Below are 18,342 nucleotides of genomic sequence, written 5' to 3'. Positions count from 1 at the left end.
ATTGGTCGAACAACACGCCAGGCAAGCGGAGGGCCCGCGAGGCGTATCGTCCGGTTGTATGTTCGTTAAGAGCTCAGGTTTCCCCGGAAGAAGGCGGTCAGCTTGTCGAACGGGATCAGGTTGACACGGTCATAGAGATCGACGTGACCGGCACCCGGGATGATCACGAGCTCCTTCGGTTCAGAAGCACGCTCGTAGGCGTTTTCGCTGAACTCGATCGAGTGAGCCTGCTCGCCGGCGATGAACAGCAACGGACGCGGCGAGATCGTCTCGATCTGGGCGAACGGATAGAAGTTCATGAAAGCGGCGTTGCTGCTCAGGGTCGGATGCGTGGTCTGGAGCGGCGTCTGTCCTTTCGGCGTGAACTCCCCGCGCGGCGTGCGATAAAAATCGTAGAACTCACGCTCGATCGCATTGGAGTCTGCCTTCAGTTCATCAACCGTGCCGCCGGTCAGTTTGATTTCGGCGCCCTGGTACTCTGCGAGGCGCTGCTGTGCGGCGACCTTCAGCATTTCCTTTCGCTGTTCGACCGACACGCCTTTCCGAAGGCCGTCGCGATTGGCGGCACCCATGTCATACATGCTGACGGTGGCGATCGCTTTCATGCGCGGATCGATCTGCGCTGCGCTGAGGGCGAAGCTGCCGCTCCCGCAAATGCCGAGCACGCCGATATTGTCCTTGTTGACGAAGGGCTGCGTGCTCAGGAAGTCGACGGCTGCGCTGAAATCATCCGCATAGATTTCGGGAGCGACGGTATTGCGCGGTTGGCCCTCGCTCTCGCCCCAGAAGGACAGATCGAACGACAGCGTAACAAAGCCCTGCTCTGCCAGCTTGGTCGCATAGAGGTTGGCGCTCTGCTCCTTCGTGGCGCCCATCGGGTGGCCTACGACGATCCCCGGAGTCTGGGCGCTCCTGTCGAGGCCCTGGGGCGTGAACAGATTGCCGACGACCTTCATGCCGAACTTATTCTCGAAGGTGATCTTTTCGACGACCACGCGGTCGCTCCTGTAAAAGTTGTCAGCGCCGTTGGACAGGTCCTGGGCGAGCGCGGGGGAAGTGCCGATCGCTAAGCCGGATACCGATCCGAGCATAAGTGCGAGCCCCAAAGCCAATTCCTTCATGTTCGTTCCTTTCCTTATTCGAACAAGTCATTGGAGAGGCTGATGGCCGCCTTGGAGTAAGTCTCAGTCGGGACCAGCGCTCTTCACACCTCAAAACTTAAGGGATGCAAACTCATGCGATAAGGCGCTATATAGATCATAAGCTTATAATCAGGAGTTATGAATGATGCGAGAGAACGTCAGCGATCTGATGGCCTTCATCGCTGTCGCACAGGAAGGCAGTTTCACACGGGCGGCAGTCCGGCTGGGCGTCTCCCAACCGGCCCTCAGCAAGACAATCAGGACGCTGGAAGAGCGGCTTGGCTTGCGTCTGCTCAGTCGCACCACCCGAAGTGTGGCGCCCACAGAAGCTGGAGAGCGTCTGCTTCGGAGCATCGAGCCGCATTTCGCGGGTATCGAAGGCAGCCTGTCCGCGCTGACCGAGCTAAGGGACAAGCCGTCCGGCATCGTTCGGATCACGGCAACGCAACATGCGGCGGATACGGTGATGTGGCCGCGCTTGTCCAAGGTCATGCTTAACTATCCCGACATCACGGTCGAGTTGGTCTCTGACGAGGGCTTAGCAAACATTGTGAGCGAGCGTTTCGATGCCGGTGTTCGCGTCGGCGAGTACGTCGAGAAGGACATGATTGCCGTTCGGATCGGTCCCGCGATGCGCCAGGCCATTGTTGCATCTCCGGGTTATTTCAAAGAGCGGCCGGCGCCCAAGCATCCTGAAGAGCTAACCGGCCACCGCTGCATCAACTTGCGCCGTGTAACGCGCGGTGGATATTTCCCATGGGAGTTCGAAAAGCGCGGACGCGAAATCAACGTCCGTGTCGAGGGCCAACTGGCGGTGAGCAGTCTTGAGCTTGCAAGGCGCGCTGCTCTGGATGGTTTGGGCGTGGCATATCTGCCCGATGATATGGTGCAGGATGACCTGACAAAGAAACGGCTGGTGCGAGTGCTGGAGGATTGGTGCGAACCGTTCCCAGGCTATCACCTGTACTATCCGAGCAGCAGGCAGCACGCTCCCGCCTTCGTAGTCGTGCTTGAGGCACTTCGCTTCCGCGGCTGAAAATTGCGAGTACCCGCGTGGGGCCAACTCACGACGATGCTTGCACTGACCTGACGGACCGCCTTTGAGGATACCGGTCCCGAAGCTGCTTGTCCGCTATCGGCCCCTTCAATACTTGCGCCCATGCGTTCTCCTAACGGCCAATGTTGGCCGAAGGAGAATTGAAATGGGTATTGCACAATACGATCCTACCGCCCTGGGCCGTCCGGCGTGGAACGTCGGCCGAAAGGTCGGTGTCAAGAAGCCGCTGAAACAGCGCCAGATTTGGACGATCCGCTTCTTCCTTGATAGGGAGGGGCGCACGAGAGATCGTGCGTTGTTTGACCTCGCAATCGACAGCAAACTGCGGGGCTGCGATCTCGTGAAAATGAAAATCGGGAGTCTCGTGACAGGAACGCAAATTCGAACTCGAGCCATCGTCGTCCAGCAAAAGACCGGCCGTCCGGTTCAGTTCGAAATCACGGCGGAGGTGAGGGCAAGTTTGCTTGCATGGCTTGAACGGCGAGGTGGAACAATCGACGATTACGCTTTTCCCAGTCGAGTCGACCACACCGATCATCTGAGTACTCGCCAGTATGCCCGATTGGTCGATGAATGGGTGACCGCAATTGGGCTGCGGCGCGAAGATTACGGCACGCACTCGCTTCGGCGCACGAAGGCCGCAATGATTTACAAGGCGACAGGCAATCTTCGCGCGATCCAAATCCTGTTGGGGCACACCAAGATCGAAAATACGGTCAAGTATCTTGGCGTGGACATTGAGGATGCGCTGGAACTAGCTGAGCACACTGAAATCTGAGCGCGTGCAGCCTCGCAAAGTGGGGCTGCACGTGTTGACGAAAATTTCTCAATTCCAAAGATTGCGATCAAGCGGCTTTGCGCCCTCAAGTTTGACCTTTGCAGGCTCCCCAGCGAGTTCCGAAAGCTGACGTTGCTGCAGACTGGCGCAGTTGAGCAGTATCCTGGCATCCTTGGGAGGTCGACTTGAGGTTGGCGCCGGCCTCTGTCAGGGCTTCACGAACCGATATGCGAAGCGATCGGTCTCGCCCTTGATCAAGGGATCGAAGACCTTGATCGCGTGTGGATCGTTCCTGTTCTCGAGCAGGGTGCTTTCCGCATCCAGTACGAAGCCGGCAGCCTCCACCTCCTCGCGCACGGAGGCAGGGTCGATGCGATGCAATGACTGGGCATCACCTGTGCCGGCTCCGGCGGCGGCGGCGTGATCGACGATGACGTAGAACCCACCGGGCTTCAGCCGCTCGTAGACAGCTCGATTGAAGTTGGCCGCCGTCGCGCCCCTGGCCTGCATCAGCGCGGTGTGGAGATCGTGGTAGAACAGGTGCAGCCACAGGACATCCGCTGGCTGCGTGATCTCCGGCATTGCCACGAGGTCCGCTGAGACGGCTTCGACGTTTTCCCGGCCTGGCTCTTGCGCGAGCGTTCGCATGAGGCCGACCGGATCGTTCTTGAAGTGCGCGACTTCGGCCGGCACGAAGCTGGTGACTCGACCTTCGGGTCCAACGATGTCGGAGAACAGGCGCGTCCAGTCGCCGTCGCCTGGATAAACGTCGATGACGGTGGCACCCGCATCAATGCGTGCAAACCGGATCAACTCGGATAGTTTGGATTGGTCGTACATCGGAATCTCCTTTACGGTTGGGTATTCGACGAGCGCGGCACGCGAGACGGCGATCCGCTCATTCACCTTCGGCGAAAGCCGATGGTTGCAGAAGGCCTGCGCTATACGGGCCCCGACGCGTCCATCTGCGCGGCGCGTGCTAACGCTTGCGTGTCGATGTATTCCTGGATGCTGGTCAGTCTGCCGTCCCGGACCGTGATGGCGAAGATCCAGTCGTCCTCGAACGGCTTGTTCGTGGCTTTGACCTTCCCGCTGGCGAAGCCCACGACGAGAACCCGGTCTCCTTGTGCGACAAACTCCCGGGGTTCCGTGGAGGTTTCCATCGACCTGGATGCCGTATCCAGCAAATCTGCTAGTCCCGCGTGCCCCCGGTAGGTGCCGGCCAGCGGCCAGTCCTCGCCCGGAATGATCCACTTGATGTCTTCGGCAACCAGCGCCAACAGAGCCTCTCTGTCGCCGCGGCCTATCGCGGCGAAGAAGTCCTTCACGGTCTGGATGTTTTTTTCAATACTCATGGGAATATCTCCATTTCGCTGTGATCGGATCGCGCTCGATCCGATCCGTACATGGCCTCGTTTTATCCGTCGAACTTGACCAGATCCTTGAAGATCAGATGACCCCAGCTCTTTCCGCGGGCCTGGACCAGCAGCCCGCCTTCCGACAGCCCGCCAAGCTTGATCGGCGCGAAGCCCAGATTTTCCGCGAGCGTACCAATCTCCGCCGCAGCGTCGTCATCGTCGCTCGCCAGGAACACGACTCTCCTGCTGCCCTGCACGGCCGGATCTTGGCCAAGGGTGGCAGCGAGCAGATGGTTGAAGCCCTTGACCAGCCTTGCGCCAGAAAAAGCCTGCGCGACGGCCTGGGAAGACGGCTGTCCTCCCAGTTGCTCAGGGGGCACACCGTAGGCATTGGTCACATCGACGATGGTCTTCCCCTGCCAGGTGGCGAGCGCCTTTGCGACATCTGGATGCGACTCGAAACGGACCGCCAAGAAGATGATGTCCGCCTTGACGGCTTCCGCTAGGGTTTTAGCAATGACCTTCGGCCCGATCGCGGCCGCTTCAGCCGCAAAGCTTTCCGGATCCCGCGTGGTTGCAACAGATACTTCGATGCCCTTGCGGGAAAAGGCCTTGGCCAGAGCTTGGCCGATATTGCCGAAGCCGATGATTGAGTAGCTCATAATGCTTCTCCGATCCTGTGTTAAGGTTGGGTCAGACCTGCGCCCAACCACCATCGACGGCGAGATCTATACCGGTGATGTAGGAGCTTTCATCGGAAGCGAGGAACATGAGCGCAGCCGCGATTTCCTCTGGCTTGCCCCTGCGACCCATTGGGATCTGTGCAGCAAACTGGGCGACCGCCTCCTCGGCTTGCTCAGCGGTGAGGCCGGTCGTTGTCGCCAAGGCGGGAGTCTCGATCGCGCCGGGGCTCATCGTATTGACGCGGATATCGCGGTCCTTCAGCTCTTGGGTCCAAGACCGCGAGAAGCTGCGAACAGCCGCCTTGCTTGCTGCGTAGGCGCTAAACGCTGGCAGCCCCATCACGTTCGAGACCGAAGAGTTCAGAATGATCGATCCGCCGTCTTTGAAGATGGGAAGGGCCTTCTGCACCGTAAAGAACAGGCCCTTCACGTTCACATCGAAGGTTTGGTCAAAATGGGCCTCAGTAGCTGCCGCGAGCGGCGCGACTGTACCTGCGCCCGCGTTTGCGAAGAGAATGTCGATGTGACCATGTTTCTCCTTCACGGTGGCGTAGAGCCGGTCCAGATCTTCCAAGCGCGAGACGTCACCCACGACTGTTGTCACGTTTTTCCCGATAAGCGCCGCGGCCTCTTGTAAGGCTTTCTCGCGTCGCCCAATGATCACGACCTGCGCACCTTCTTCCACGAAACGCTTGGCTGTGGCCAAGCCGATCCCGCTGCTTCCGCCCGTGATGACTGCGATTTTACCTTCGAGTGCTTTCATAATTTTTTGTCCTACGTTGTGTGTGAGTTAGGCACGGAGCCGCGCCGGGGTCAGAGTTGAGCCAGGCCGCCGTCGACGGCGACTTCGCTGGCGGTCATGAAGCTGCTGTCGTCCGACGCGAGGAAGGCGGCGGCGGCCGCGATCTCCGCCGGAGCGGCCATGCGCCGGAGCGGGGTCATCGCGCCGTAGGCCTTTTGGCCCTCCTCTCCGAGCGCTTCCTTCGCGAGTTCGGTCGCCGTCGCGCCGGGCGACAACACGTTGACCCGGATACCGGTACCCTTCAGATCCTCCGCCCAGGTCCGTGCGAGATTGCGCACGGCTGCCTTGCTGGCGCTGTAGGCAGTGAATGCCGGGGCACCGGTGGTCCCGGCGCTTGATCCCGTCAGGATGATCGAACCGCCCGGGCCCATCAGTGGTAGCGCCTTCTGGACCGTGAAGATCGTGCCCTTCACGTTGGTGTCGAAAGTGTCGTCGATGTGCTTGGCGGTGATCTGGCCGAGAGGAAGCGGACTTCCGGCCCCGGCATTGGCGAAAACGATGTCGAGGCTTCCGCGCTCTGCTTTCACCGCCGCGTAGAGCCGATCAAGATCGGCCTCATCCGAGACCGAGCCCTTCACCGCGCGGGCGTTAGGTCCAAGCTCGGCCACAGCCGCATCGAGTGCTTGCTGCCGACGGCCGTAGATGAAGACGAAGGCACCCTCCTCGATGAAGCGCCTTGCAGCGGCGAGGCCGATACCGGTGGCGCCGCCCGTGATCACGGCTGTCTTTCCATTCAATCTGGTCATGTCATGCATTCCTTGTGTCGCGTCTCGGGTCATCGATTGCGGAGACATCCTCCGACAGCCTCGATATGGGGTCGGCGGCGCCAGGCGGTGAGTGCGCAATCGCGCGCATCCGTGGTGCGAAAACGATCCACTTACGTGATCGAACGCAGCGACGGTCATGCGCAATCCGGCCCAGTAGGGTAGACTGGTCTTTGGAAGCCGCCCCATGCGGCGCGGGAATGGACCATGATCGACTGGGATGACGTTCGCTACTTTCTTGCCGCCGCACGTGGCGGCTCAGTGCGGGCTGCCGCCAAGAGCCTGGGAGTCAACCACTCGACCGTGCTGCGACGCATTGCGCAGCTCGAGGAGCACCTCGGGGCGCAGATGTTCGAAAAGCTGCCTTCGGGCTACCGCCTGACGGCCGCGGGCGAGGAGGTTCTCGAGTTCGCGAACCAGATGGAAGCCTCGTCGCACCAACTGGAGACGCGCGTCTTCGGACGCGATCAGAGCGTACGCGGGCTTCTACGGGTGACGCTGCCCCCGTTCCTTGCGACACACCTGCTCATGCCGGATATCGCAGATTTTGCGCGTCTGCATCCGGACATCGAGATGGAGATCGTATCGACCGGCGAGGTCGCGAATCTGACCAATCGGGAGGCGGATGTGGCAATCCGGATGGTCTCCGATCGCAAGACCCTGCCGCTCAATCTTCATGGCCTGAAAGGTCCGGATCTGCTCGCGGGTGTTTATATGTCCCGCGATAGACTGGCCGCTTGGCGTGCGGGTGCGCCGGATCCAATCCGGCCCATCGTCATCGGCGGTCAGGCTGTTCCGAACTGGGTCGACCAAGGGGAGTTTCGCGCCACAGGGGTTCCGTTCAGGACGCCGGACGCCGACGCGCAGATCGCTGCGGCAAGGCAAGGGATCGGCATGACCAAACTGCCCTGTTTCGTCGGAGATGCCGATCACTTGCTGGCGAGAGTTCCGGGCATCGATCTGAAATCACCTGCGACGATCTGGCTTCTCACGCAGGGGGAGACACGCAAGACGAAGCGCGTGCGGCTTTTCACAGAGTTCATATCCCACCGACTCGCCGCGTACGCTCCGCTCCTCGCCGGGCGGTCCATATCGCGTGGCTAACGTCCCATGCCAAACGCCAAAAATGGGCTAGGGAAATTGCTGTTGGAGATTGGCATTCCCAAGGGGGACAGGCCGCGGAGTGGCCGCTCTCCGTGAAATCGAAACGCATAGTGGACGGTCCGCTCCCGGCTTCGAAGCTGGCGTTTGACAATTCTGGTGCGACTGACCGCTTCGCGCCTCCATTTCGGTCGTTCGAACCGCCTTGGCGAATTCCTGAAGCTTCCAGTCCGCTAAACGGTCGATGATGTCCGTCCAAGGCCGAAAGCGGATGGGCGTCTGCGTTCAAAATTGGTCGGACCGGTGCGCCCACAACTAGAGATCGTCGCCGATTTTATTCCTCGTCGCCGCCACAAACGCGGGGAAAAGGCTTTGCCTGAGCTTTCGATCTTGGCGCAAACGCACTCGATAGGCCTTCGCGTCAGCGAGATTAAAGATCGCTTCTTCCGGCGAATTCATTGCGAGGGCAAAGATCGCGGCATCGACGCCCTGGGGGCCATGGCGCAGGCATCCTGCGAGCAATCGTGCCAGCAAACTTTATCTTTTCGTGTCCGGCATCTGCCCAAACAATACAAGGCGTTGACCAAATGCGCCGTAGAAAGCGCACTTGGTTTCGTCGGCGATCGGATCGCTGCCGCTGGGTTCATCGAGTTCACCGGGGCAGCGCCCGACTGCGCGGGCGACTGAAATAGGGTCCCGTAGGAGGAGCTGCGCCCCCGCGCGCGCCATCGCCTGTTTCAGTTCCTCCAGAGCACCAAGCGATTTCGCAAAGGCAAACGATGCAAACGCCCAATTGTGCACGAGCGTGGAGTTTGGGATTGACTGCTAACCATAGTGCCGCTGGGTCTGCACCCGATCTGCCTTCGTACTGTGTGTATTTCGGCAGGTCAGGCAGTTGGCACGCCATTCCTCATGCGGTTCATTGTCTACTGCCAATACTCGTGAATCGGGTGGGAGCCCCTACTCACTAGCTAGTGGGGACCTCTGACATCCAGAGTGATTCATATCGCGTCGGGGAGCGTGGCGCTCTTCGGCAGGGGTCCCGTGCCGGCATCCCTCTCCGGGGAAGTGTCGGACCCCACTCCTTGACGATCCTTCAGGCGAAGCGCCCGATCGGGCTCCCTGGCACCAACGCAGCCTCTGTAGCTACAAGGCATACGCGACCGGTCATTCGCGGTCGTCCAACGGCGATACCTAAGTGCAATCTCGGCAGGACACAGTACACAGCTATATTTTCCGTGGTCGCGTCCCGAACAGGAATTTCTTGATAGGAGCAATTAAAATGAAAACGAAAACTTATTCGCTGTCCTCGACCATGGTCGGCCTAGCGCTCGCCTCGCTCACCTTCGATGGAGAAGTTGCGTCCGCGGCTGGCGCGTTTTCTAAGACAATCGATCGGCTATACAGGGTGGATTGCGGCCACTCCTTAGCAAATGACGAGTCCGTCTGGACGCCGGGCGAGAACAAAGGAAAATCGATCGAATTCTCATCGACGTGTTACCTCATACAGCATGGAACGGAATATCTGATGTGGGACACCGGTGTTCCGGAAGGGACAATTGGCGATCCGAAGGGCTGGTCTACGCTTCCTAGCCTCATCGTCTATCATCTCGACAGAACGATCTCCTCTCAGCTCGCGCAAATCGGTCTGAAACCTGCTGATATCAACTACGTCCTCGTTTCCCATACGCATGGCGATCACATCGGAAACGTCGGGTTATTTCCGGATGCGACAGTTGTGATGCAGAAAGCCGAATACGATTGGATCAACTCGCCTCCGCCGTCAGATCCAAACCTGAACACGCTTGTGAAACTTGCTAAGAAATTACTCGGGGACCCCGGCCGCCTGGAACTCGTGAGCGGGGATGTTGACTTTTTTCACGATGGAAGCGTCAGATTGCTATCGACACCTGGGCACACGCCGGGGAGCCAGTCGCTCATGGTTCATCTGGCCCAAACCGGATATGTCATCCTGTCGGGAGACGTCGTGCATCTCGAGAGCAACTTCGAGCATGACATCGTTCCCGCGTTGAACGTCGACAAAGCACAGTCGATTGCATCAATGGACCGTGTGCGGGCGCTGATAAAACAGTATGACGCGACCATGTTCATAAACCACGACAAGCAGCAGGCGGATAGCTTGAAGCTGCTGCCTGACTATTATGACTGAACTGGAGTTTCGTGTTAGCCACCGCAATAGGGCGTTTTACTGGGAACTGTCTCGGTTGATGGCGTCTCTTGTCACTTCGCTTACCGGGATCGAGAAGGCGAATGTCGCGCCATATGCGCCGTTCGCATCCGCCCACAGCGTCTTGGAAAGACAGCAGAACCGTTAGTTGGCAAGCAGATCAAAGCCACGATATAACCGTCAATGCACGCACTCGTTCCCAGTCTATCGCGGCGATCAAACGAACTCATTGGGGAATCAAATTGGAGAGTGGATCGTCAACAGCGACGGGAGACACCGCGAGCACCAAGCGCACACGATGGCTTTTTCCCTTGCTACGTGTTCTTTTCGTATTCGTGGTCGCCTTGCTGGCATGGCTCGTTGCCGCCAATTGGAATAAATGGATTGGCAACGCCCGTTTCCAGGTAACACAGGACGCCTTCGTTGCAGGAGACGTCACGCCGCTTTCTGCAAAGGTCTCCGGCTATGTGGCTACTGTCGCGGTGGGAGATTATCAAGCCGTTCACAAGGGCGACCTCATCGTCGAAATTGAACCTTCCGATTATCGCGCACAGCTTGCCTTTGCTGAAGCGAACCTCGCTTCGGCGCGCGCTTCACTTGCCAATCTGGCCCATCAGCGCGATGTGCAACGCGCCCTCGTGAGACAGGCCGAGGCGACGATCGCGGCTGCGAACGCAGACCTTATACGGTCGTCGCTCGAGCTGACTCGCCAGCGCAGGCTTCTCGATACGCGGATTGCAAGCACCGAACAATTGGTTGAACAAGCGGACGCAACCGAAAAGCGCGCCAATGCACAGCTCGAATTGAGTAAGGCAGAGCTCGATCAGCAGAACGCATTGCTCGCCGGACTCGACGGACAGGAGCGATTGCTTGCCGCTCAGGTGAAGGCTTCGGAGGCGCAGGTCGGTCTCGCCGAGAACAATCTTCGTTACACACGCGTTCTTGCGCCGGCCGAAGGCCTTGTCGGTCAACGTCAGGTTAGGCCCGGTCAATTTGTCAATGTCGGGACACAGGTCATCGCCATTGTTCCCATGCCGAATTTATGGGTCACCGCGAACTACAAAGAGACCCAACTGACGAATATCAGGATGGGTCAACTCGCCAAAGTAACGGTCGATGCCTTTCCCGGTGTCGTGCTGACCGGCCATGTGGACAGTTGGTCACCAGGTACAGGTTCGATCTTCGCACTTCTGCCGCCTGACAACGCGACGGGCAACTTTACGAAAGTTGTGCAGCGGGTGCCGGTAAAGATTGTGCTCGATGCCAACCCGGCCCTTGGCGAGCTTGTACGGCCGGGAATGTCGGTACAAGCGACAATCGACACGAGGTCCGCTACTGAGCCACGCCTCAGTTCAGCCAAAGCCTCGCCACAGCCATGAGTCTCCAAGCGGGGCCCTTCAGCTCGGCGGGAATTGCCCTCCATCCGGTTTCGGAACAGCATCCCCGACTTTCGATCGTTTCGTACCGCCCGTATATCGGTCTCGTCGGCGTAATGTTGGGTGCGGTCATGGCCACGTTGGGCAGCCGTGTGACAAGTTTTGGCCTTGCGGATCTGCGCGGGGCGCTTGGCGCAGGCTATGACGAAGGGGCTTGGATCACCACCAGTTTCGCAGTCGGCCAGATGCTGATCGGTGTCACATCGCCATATCTCGGCGCGGTATTCGGTGTTCGCCGAATTCTGCTTCTCGGGATCATCCTGTTTTTCGTCGCGAGCCTTCTGGCTCCATTCTCTCCCAACCTTGCCGCATTCCTGACCATGCAGTTTCTGGCAGGCGTAGGATCAGGAACGTTCATTCCGCTCACGATCAGTTTCATAGTGCGGAGCCTGCCCGTAACCATGGTCATCTACGGGATCGCCATCTATGCGATGAATATCGAGTTATCCCTTAATGTAGCAGCATCTCTGGAGGGCTGGTATTCCGACAATTGGTCGTGGGCATGGATATCCTGGCAGTACTGCGTGATGCTGCCGGTTATGGCGGTGTGTGTTTGGCATGGCGTCCCTCGGGAGGAAATCAAAACTGACCTTCTGCGCCGGTTCGACTGGCCAGGTGTGGCCTATGCCGCCATCGGGTTCAGTTTGTTGTACGCGGGTCTGGATCAGGGCAATCGACTGGATTGGATCAACAACGGAATGATCAGCGCCTTGCTGGCGTCCGGTTCCTTGCTCACTGTCGCGTTCATTGTTCGCGAACTTGTTACGGACCACCCTTTCATAAACATCCGACTGATTTTCCGCGAGAATCTGGTCTTGCTGCTGCTCCTGCTCGCGGGCTTTCGGTTCATTATTCTATCGACAGCGTACATTATTCCCACCTACCTTCAGACAGTACAGAATTTTCGCGAGCTTCAGGTGGGCTCAGTGCTACTCTGGATTGCGCTTCCGCAACTTCTCATTGTGATTCCCTTAGGCGCGCTGCTCAGACGTGTCGATGGGAGATGGGTCCTTGCGATTGGGGCCGCGGTGGTTGGCGTAGCCTGTATGATGGCTACGAACCTGACAAGTCAATGGGCAACAAGCGATTTCCTTCCCTCGCAGATTCTACAGGCCTTAGGTCAATCCTTTGCACTGACGGCCTTGGTGGTATTGATCGTGAGATCGATCAACCCTGCCGAGGCGCTCACGATCGGCGCCCTCATCCAGATCAGCCGCTTGTTTGGCGGAGAAATTGGCACTGCATTCATGCAGACCTATGTTCGCCTACGCGAACAACTTCATTCGAACCTCATAGGCCTGCACATCGACGGGATCGCCGGATTGACACTCGACAGGATAGCGGCTTTTCGGAGTGCGTCAGGACTGCACACAAGCGATCCAGCAGCTGCGACTGCACAGGCCACGAGCTTGCTCGCGACCGCTGTGGCGCGTCAAGCCGCCGTGCTGTCATTTATTGACGGCTTCTCTGTTGCGGCCTTGGGCGCGCTCGCCTGCGTTTTCCTTGTGGCAATGATGCAAAAGGGGAAACCTGCGCCGTTTTGATAATTAACGGAGCAGTTTCCTTCGCGGGCTTTCACGAACACCGCGTCGTCGACGCGGGTCACAACGTGCCGCAGGAACGGCCAAGCGCTTTCGCTGACGCTGTCATCAACTTGCACAAGCAAATGACTTGAGAGAAAGGAGAATACAAATGGCGACCGCTCTGGCCGATTTGTACCAAGGTTACATCGACTGTCTCAACTCCCAGGACTGGGACAATCTTGGAAAATATGTCGGCACCGAGGTTTCCTATAATGGAGAGAGGGTCGGTTTTGTGGCATATCGCCAGGCCCGGGAACGGGAATTCCGTGAAATCCCCGACCTGCATTTCAAGGTAAGCATTCTGGTGTCCGATCGGAAAACGGTGGCGAGCCGTCTCGAATTTGACATCAGCCCAAGCGGCGAGTTCCTTGGCCTTCTCGTCAACGGGAAACGCGTGAAGTTTTGCGAAAACGTCTTCTATGAGTATGAAGGCGGTAAGATTGCCAGAGTATGGTCAGTGCTCGACAAAGCCGCGGTCGAGGCCCAGCTCTCCCGATCCTAGTGCGAGGTATCAGCGAACGAGCGCCGGACCCGTTAGGACGGTGGTCCGCCGTCGCGCGGAGAAGACACCTGCAAATCAGTCTTGATGGGCCAGGAGCAAATCGGCGGCTCCGTTTAAGTCCGACACTTCCGCATAAGGCAGCCAGTCTGGATTGCCGGTTTCTCCCCGGCGATTCACCCAGATACCCCGTAAGCCCAGTTCGTGACGCGCTTTCATGTCCCAATACATACCCATCGCGACGTGCACGGTTTGGTCGGGTGTGACGTCCATCCTATGATAGGCATACTCGAAGAGTTGTCGCGATGGCTTGTAGGCCTGCGCCTGTTCGGCGGTGATGACGTAGTCGAAGGGCACTCCGATGCGCGCAACGGTGGGAGCGATGAGATCGTCGTCGGAGTTCGTGAAGATCGCCAGCTTGTAGCGCTCGCGCAGCCGCCGCAGGACGTCCGGCACTTCCGGGTGCGGTCCCATACTCATTGGCGAAGACGCGATGCGTTCGATCTCGTCCTCGCTGGGCGTTAGACCATGCTCGGCAAAGGCGGCCGCGAAGCCGATGCGGAGGATGTCCTTATAGAGCCGGTACGGCCGCTCCGCCGTCAGACGCCGTCCCTGGGCAGAGAAGCTGTCGAGGATCGACGACGCGCTTGCCTTACTGGCGCGCTGCTTCGCAAGCGCCACTTCAATCTCTTGCTGGAGGACCTCAAACCATTGCACGAGCGTGCCATAACAATCGAAGGTAACGACTTCCGCTTTGGGCTTTAAGAAAGAACGTAGCTTGGACATCGAGCAAACCCGTTGTGAACTAAAAGACAAGAAGGCATTAAGACACGAGACTTAAGTCATAGCCAACCTATCGCGTCATTCGGCGCAGCGGCAATGCGGACTGGATCACGGAATGCGGTCCCGGTTTTGCAACATCAAAACGTTCCGTCAGTCGAGCCAGAAATCGGGGGCGACGCCAGAAAGCCGGTTGGGGGAAGGGTAATTTCCCCTGATCTAGCTGTCAGCTTTCGCGGTCACCGCGAAAGCTTCGTAAGGGCAATTCATATGATACCGGCGGCAACCGCGTTATTTGTCAGGTTTTGTCAACTGGGTTTCATCGGTGTCGACACAAAACCGCGAGAATCTTCGCTGATTCCTTCTCGCCCGCGTTAGCGCTGACGCGGTGGTGATCGCGCGGGACTTCAATCAGTTTTCACCGGTATTGTAGACCTTTACCTTGCCGTCGTTGATCTGGGTTTTGATGCGCCCCTCGATGACCGTAGCATAGATAAAGGCGCTCTTGGTATGAGTGTGCGACGGGTTGGAGCCACCTGGACCATATTCAACCAATACGCCGCGTATGCTATTGCCGGGCACATTCGGAAGCTTTTGATCGAAGACAACCGTAACTTTGGCGTTGTCTGGCGGCTGATTGCGCGGCGAGCTTCGCCCTTCTTGGGGCTGCTTTGATAACCGCGGAACGTGTCCGAAAGCGCCCCGACGCCGATAGGTTTCCCGAACCGGTCGAACTTCGAGCGTTCGCGCATCTTGCTTACCCGATCTTTCGCCCTGCTCCAGCCGTTCTTAGGCATCAACTCCTGCAGGACGTCGCCCATGCTCGTCGCCAGGCCAGGAAACTTCGGCGGCACCAGAAGGCGCCCCCATGTCCTTGCAAAAACCGACGATCGTGTTGCAAGACCAGTCCTGCGCAAGGCCGTAGTCCCTCGCGTTGATGCGATGGATGTCAGTCACGTACCTGCTTTGGCGAACATCCGAAGGAGCGCCGCGAAGTAGGCAGCGGACGCATCTGCTAGAGCGGCACCTTCCCGAAGGACCGGCTGATAAACTGGGCGAGGTGGGTCGACCATTAGGAACGTGCAGCGGCTGTGGTCAAAAAAGCGATTGGATGGCGGCAACGCCTAAAGGTGTAACGTCTCATTCTGCGCCGTGGCCGCCGACACATATGGCGGCAGCGTGAAGGATACTGTTACTCCTTGTTCCTCGTTTGCGCGGGCCCACAGCCGTCCATTGTGGTTCTCGACGATCGATCGGCTTACGGAAAGTCCGATCCCCATACCATCCTGCTTTGTAGTATAGAAGGAGTCGAATATCCGGTCCATATCGTCGGCCGGCAGCCCAACGCCCGCGTCCTCAACGGAGAGCTGAACGTCGCCGCCTGCGCTAAGCTCTGTCCGGATAAGGATGCGCCGAGTACGTCCGCCCGCCTCGGACATCGCATCAATCGCATTTCGGAGGAGGTTCATGATGACCTGCTGGAGCTGAACGCGCGCGCCGGCAACGGGCGGTAACTCTCCGTTCAGATGCGTCGTAACCGCGAGGCGCGCCCGTTGCAGGTCGCTCGTGGCCAGAGCGATGGCTTCCATCGCGACCTCATTCATATCAACCGGTTCAATAACGGGAGGTTTCCTACTGAACAGCGCGCGCAGCCGAACGATGACGTCGGCCGAACGGTTGGCATCGCGGATCATCCGACGTGCCGTGTCGTTCGCAACGTCGATATTCGGCGGTTCCGCACCCAGCGCGAGGAGGCAAGTGCTGGCGTTCGTCACAATTCCGGCTAACGGCTGGTTGAGTTCGTGTGCAATTGACGCTGTCAGGACACCAAGACTGGTCGCCCGCGTCACGTACGAAAGCTCCGACCGCGCTTCGTTGAGCGCCTCTTCCGCTTTTCGACTATCCGTGATGTCTTGAATTGCGCCTGTCAGCTCCTGCTCCCCATCCTTGTTCCGCTCGCTGTGTGCAAGGACACGCACATTTTTCGAAGACTGGTCCGGCATCGACAGAACAATCTCATAGTCGAAGTCGCCCCAGCCGTTGCGGGCCTGCTCGATCACATGCTTTACCATCTGGACGCTATCGGGATGAACACGAGACAGCACTGTGGAGAATGTCACTTCCGGGGCCGCGGGATCGACGTCGAAGATACGGTAGGTTTCGGCGGACCAAGTAATCCGTTCGGTGCCGAGTATCATCGAGAAGCTTCCGGTGCGACTGAGACGCTGGGCGTCCGCAAGGAACGCCTCGCTCTGACGCAGTTTTTCTTCGGCCCGCTTGCGGTCGTCGACGTCGGTCAGCAGCCCGTACCACCGCTGGATCCTACCTTCTTCGTCTCGGAGTGGGAGACCGCGAAGTTGGAACCAGCGCCATACACCGTCATGCCGGCGAAACCTGGTCTCGTAGTCGTAAGGCTCCCCCGACACGATCGACCCCATGAACGTGTCGATGCAGAGCTGAAGGTCTTCAGGGTGCGTGATGCCGTTGGTGTCCCAATGCTTCACCTCTTCTAACGGGAGCTGGAAATAGTCGAGGAGCTGCTGATTGCCTCCCATCAACTCGCCCGCAGGCGAGAATATCGCGATCATGCCTGCTATGCCGTCGACGATCAGACGAGACTCACGCTCCCTTTCGGCAAGCGCCTGTTCGGCGCGCTTGCGATCCTCGATATCGACGTTTGTTCCAAGCCATTTAACGATCCTTCCATCGCTGTCACGGAGGATGTTGGCGCGAAACAGGAACCACCGGTATTCGCCGTCAAACCTTTGCATGCGCGCTTCGAGATCGATCGGGAGCCCGGTGCTTAGGCATGTGCTCCAGCCGCGCACCAGCTCGTCCTTATCGTCGGGATGAAGCACCGAGCCCCATCCCCACCCCTCTGCCTCCTCCGCAGTGTAGCCTGCATAGTCGAGCCATCGATCGTTAAGAAAGTCGCAGTAGCCGTCCGGAAGCGTCGTCCACACTGCGGCTGGCAATGCGTTGATGATCTTGCGAAGATCATATTCGGTGTCTTTCAACGCCTGTTCGGCACGCTTTCGATCGTCCACGTCGACATGCAGCACATACCATCGAATTACGGCGCCGTCATCGTCCTTAAGCGGATGGCCGTTTACCTGAAACCACCGATATCTGCCCTCCGCGCCGCGGAGGCGAAGCTCGATGTCGAAGGGCAACCCGTTAGCGATCGCGCTGCCTAGAACGTCGGCTACGCGATGCACGTCGCCCGGATGGACCAGGTCAGGGCATGGCCACATTCGTATCTCGTCAAGCGTGCGCCCGTAGTATCGAAGAAGATGGCCGTTCGCCGCTTCGATCCCGCCGTCCGGCGAAAGGACTGATACGCCGGCCGGAATGCTTTCGGGGATCAGCCGGGCCTCGCGTTGCTGAGCAGCCAGTTCGATCTCGGCCCTCTTGCGGTCATCGATGTCGACCAGCAGGTGGAACCAGCAGAGGATTTCTCCGTCCGCGTCGCGCAGGGGCATCCCTAGGACGTTGTGCCAACGATAGATGCCGTCTGCCCGAAGGTGGCGGCTTTCGACATTGTAGAAAGTGCCGTTGACGTGCGCGGCGATCTGATCGTCGATCGTGCGATTCAGGTCATCAGGATGCACGACCTCGGTCGCCTTCCATTCCTTGAGGGCTTCCAGGGACATACCGAAATAGTCGAGGGCCGGCTGATTGAGAGACCTGACGTCGCCAGACGGCGTAGTGACAGCGACTGGGACAGGGATGCTGTCGACAATCCGCTGGAATTCTGTTTCGCGCGGTGGGGGGGCCTCGACCGCGATCCCGCACCATTTCGCAACCCGTCCGTCGTCGATTATCGGATTACACCGGACGACTAGATCGCGAGGGACTGCGGCGGCATCCAGAACCGAGATAACGATCTCAAAGGGACTGCCCATCGCCAGACCTTGACGCCAATTCTCGATCTGACTGCGGCTTTCGTTGCCGGCTTCCGCTACAGGCCAAGTGCAGGGCGTTGATATTCCCGTTAGCGCGGCCAGGCTCTCGTTCATGTAATCGATGCATCCGTCGGGCACGGCGGTAAATACCATTCCCGGTAACGAATCGAGAATCCGACCGAGATCTGGTTGCATCCGCTTCCTCGTGCGATTTGCCTGACTGCTGATTTTAGGGACTAAAAAACTGGCGGAACAGTATCCTAAAG

At 58.6% G+C, this 18,342-nt stretch carries 16 protein-coding genes and 1 pseudogene; 8 read left to right on the top strand and 9 right to left on the bottom strand.

What is annotated here, in order from left to right; all coding sequences use genetic code 11:
* Nucleotides 1–65: 65 nt before the first annotated feature.
* Nucleotides 66–1,121 carry an alpha/beta hydrolase gene (locus AC1DNI_RS11005; protein ID WP_174207571.1) on the bottom strand — a complete coding sequence of 352 codons (1,056 nt, stop codon included), beginning with the start codon at nt 1,119–1,121 and terminating at the stop codon, nt 66–68.
* 163 nt (nt 1,122–1,284) lie between these two features.
* Between AC1DNI_RS11005 and AC1DNI_RS11000 the strand changes: the two genes are divergently transcribed.
* Complete coding sequence (locus tag AC1DNI_RS11000; protein ID WP_174207570.1) at nt 1,285–2,178, top strand: LysR family transcriptional regulator; 894 nt, start codon at nt 1,285–1,287, stop codon at nt 2,176–2,178.
* A gap of 166 nt (nt 2,179–2,344) precedes the next feature.
* Nucleotides 2,345–2,977, top strand: coding sequence for a tyrosine-type recombinase/integrase (locus AC1DNI_RS10995; RefSeq protein WP_174207569.1), 633 nt, complete (start codon nt 2,345–2,347; stop codon nt 2,975–2,977).
* A 207-nt stretch (nt 2,978–3,184) separates the two neighbouring features.
* On the opposite strand, the gene AC1DNI_RS10990 is transcribed toward AC1DNI_RS10995, so the two are convergent.
* The 5 genes from AC1DNI_RS10990 to AC1DNI_RS10970 form a co-directional block, all read right to left on the bottom strand.
* Nucleotides 3,185–3,817, bottom strand: a complete 633-nt coding sequence (locus tag AC1DNI_RS10990) for a class I SAM-dependent methyltransferase (RefSeq protein ID WP_174207568.1) — start codon at nt 3,815–3,817, stop codon at nt 3,185–3,187.
* Nucleotides 3,818–3,918: 101 nt separating this feature from the next.
* Nucleotides 3,919–4,332 (bottom strand): nuclear transport factor 2 family protein, encoded by a 414-nt coding sequence (locus AC1DNI_RS10985; RefSeq protein WP_174207567.1) that lies wholly within the window; start codon nt 4,330–4,332, stop codon nt 3,919–3,921.
* A 62-nt stretch (nt 4,333–4,394) separates the two neighbouring features.
* Complete coding sequence (locus tag AC1DNI_RS10980; protein WP_174207566.1) at nt 4,395–4,997, bottom strand: NADPH-dependent F420 reductase; 603 nt, start codon at nt 4,995–4,997, stop codon at nt 4,395–4,397.
* 31 nt (nt 4,998–5,028) lie between these two features.
* Complete coding sequence (locus AC1DNI_RS10975; RefSeq protein ID WP_174207565.1) at nt 5,029–5,781, bottom strand: SDR family NAD(P)-dependent oxidoreductase; 753 nt, start codon at nt 5,779–5,781, stop codon at nt 5,029–5,031.
* A gap of 50 nt (nt 5,782–5,831) precedes the next feature.
* Entirely contained in the window at nt 5,832–6,566 is a 735-nt protein-coding gene (locus AC1DNI_RS10970) for an SDR family NAD(P)-dependent oxidoreductase (protein WP_174207564.1), read from the bottom strand.
* Between the two features lie 225 nt (nt 6,567–6,791).
* On the opposite strand from AC1DNI_RS10970, the gene AC1DNI_RS10965 reads away from it, so the two are divergent.
* From AC1DNI_RS10965 to AC1DNI_RS10940, 6 genes are all read left to right on the top strand, one after another.
* Entirely contained in the window at nt 6,792–7,688 is an 897-nt protein-coding gene (locus tag AC1DNI_RS10965) for a LysR family transcriptional regulator (protein WP_174207563.1), read from the top strand.
* Nucleotides 7,689–7,976: 288 nt separating this feature from the next.
* Nucleotides 7,977–8,372 carry a hypothetical protein gene (locus AC1DNI_RS10960; protein WP_477691882.1) on the top strand — a complete coding sequence of 132 codons (396 nt, stop codon included), beginning with the start codon at nt 7,977–7,979 and terminating at the stop codon, nt 8,370–8,372.
* 595 nt (nt 8,373–8,967) lie between these two features.
* Entirely contained in the window at nt 8,968–9,855 is an 888-nt protein-coding gene (locus AC1DNI_RS10955; RefSeq protein ID WP_174207561.1) for an N-acyl homoserine lactonase family protein, read from the top strand.
* A gap of 101 nt (nt 9,856–9,956) precedes the next feature.
* Nucleotides 9,957–11,252, top strand: a complete 1,296-nt coding sequence (locus tag AC1DNI_RS10950; protein WP_246272447.1) for an HlyD family secretion protein — start codon at nt 9,957–9,959, stop codon at nt 11,250–11,252.
* Nucleotides 11,249–12,853 (top strand): MFS transporter, encoded by a 1,605-nt coding sequence (locus AC1DNI_RS10945; RefSeq protein ID WP_174207560.1) that lies wholly within the window; start codon nt 11,249–11,251, stop codon nt 12,851–12,853. Before AC1DNI_RS10950 ends, AC1DNI_RS10945 begins: the two co-directional genes overlap by 4 nt.
* A 148-nt stretch (nt 12,854–13,001) precedes the next feature.
* Nucleotides 13,002–13,394 carry an ester cyclase gene (locus AC1DNI_RS10940; protein ID WP_174207559.1) on the top strand — a complete coding sequence of 131 codons (393 nt, stop codon included), beginning with the start codon at nt 13,002–13,004 and terminating at the stop codon, nt 13,392–13,394.
* A 75-nt stretch (nt 13,395–13,469) separates the two neighbouring features.
* Here AC1DNI_RS10940 and AC1DNI_RS10935 read toward each other — a convergent pair whose 3' ends face one another.
* The 3 genes and pseudogenes from AC1DNI_RS10935 to AC1DNI_RS10925 form a co-directional block, all read right to left on the bottom strand.
* The gene (locus AC1DNI_RS10935) at nt 13,470–14,177 is read right to left on the bottom strand and encodes a haloacid dehalogenase type II (protein WP_174207558.1); all 708 of its coding nucleotides are present in this window, start codon (nt 14,175–14,177) and stop codon (nt 13,470–13,472) included.
* Nucleotides 14,178–14,462: 285 nt separating this feature from the next.
* Nucleotides 14,463–14,801: pseudogene (locus AC1DNI_RS10930) on the bottom strand (cupin domain-containing protein); the annotation flags it as partial.
* A 494-nt stretch (nt 14,802–15,295) separates the two neighbouring features.
* Entirely contained in the window at nt 15,296–18,271 is a 2,976-nt protein-coding gene (locus AC1DNI_RS10925) for a PAS domain-containing sensor histidine kinase (RefSeq protein WP_477691881.1), read from the bottom strand.
* Nucleotides 18,272–18,342 lie beyond the last annotated feature (71 nt).

The sequence above is a fragment of the Phyllobacterium sp. 01N428 genome, from assembly GCF_056399405.1.
The sequence above is the reverse complement of the archived record's forward strand: the minus strand, read 5'-3'. Positions and strand labels throughout refer to the sequence as shown.

Excerpts from the sequence above, each read along its gene's own strand:
- AC1DNI_RS11005 (WP_174207571.1), bottom strand. The coding sequence starts at position 1,121 with ATGAAGGAATTGGCTTTGGGGCTCGCACTTATGCTCGGATCGGTATCC.
- AC1DNI_RS11000 (WP_174207570.1), top strand. The coding sequence starts at position 1,285 with ATGATGCGAGAGAACGTCAGCGATCTGATGGCCTTCATCGCTGTCGCA.
- AC1DNI_RS10995 (WP_174207569.1), top strand. The coding sequence starts at position 2,345 with ATGGGTATTGCACAATACGATCCTACCGCCCTGGGCCGTCCGGCGTGG.
- AC1DNI_RS10990 (WP_174207568.1), bottom strand. The coding sequence starts at position 3,817 with ATGTACGACCAATCCAAACTATCCGAGTTGATCCGGTTTGCACGCATT.
- AC1DNI_RS10985 (WP_174207567.1), bottom strand. The coding sequence starts at position 4,332 with ATGAGTATTGAAAAAAACATCCAGACCGTGAAGGACTTCTTCGCCGCG.
- AC1DNI_RS10980 (WP_174207566.1), bottom strand. The coding sequence starts at position 4,997 with ATGAGCTACTCAATCATCGGCTTCGGCAATATCGGCCAAGCTCTGGCC.
- AC1DNI_RS10975 (WP_174207565.1), bottom strand. The coding sequence starts at position 5,781 with ATGAAAGCACTCGAAGGTAAAATCGCAGTCATCACGGGCGGAAGCAGC.
- AC1DNI_RS10970 (WP_174207564.1), bottom strand. The coding sequence starts at position 6,566 with ATGACCAGATTGAATGGAAAGACAGCCGTGATCACGGGCGGCGCCACC.
- AC1DNI_RS10965 (WP_174207563.1), top strand. The coding sequence starts at position 6,792 with ATGATCGACTGGGATGACGTTCGCTACTTTCTTGCCGCCGCACGTGGC.
- AC1DNI_RS10955 (WP_174207561.1), top strand. The coding sequence starts at position 8,968 with ATGAAAACGAAAACTTATTCGCTGTCCTCGACCATGGTCGGCCTAGCG.
- AC1DNI_RS10950 (WP_246272447.1), top strand. The coding sequence starts at position 9,957 with ATGTCGCGCCATATGCGCCGTTCGCATCCGCCCACAGCGTCTTGGAAA.
- AC1DNI_RS10945 (WP_174207560.1), top strand. The coding sequence starts at position 11,249 with ATGAGTCTCCAAGCGGGGCCCTTCAGCTCGGCGGGAATTGCCCTCCAT.
- AC1DNI_RS10940 (WP_174207559.1), top strand. The coding sequence starts at position 13,002 with ATGGCGACCGCTCTGGCCGATTTGTACCAAGGTTACATCGACTGTCTC.
- AC1DNI_RS10935 (WP_174207558.1), bottom strand. The coding sequence starts at position 14,177 with ATGTCCAAGCTACGTTCTTTCTTAAAGCCCAAAGCGGAAGTCGTTACC.
- AC1DNI_RS10925 (WP_477691881.1), bottom strand. The coding sequence starts at position 18,271 with ATGCAACCAGATCTCGGTCGGATTCTCGATTCGTTACCGGGAATGGTA.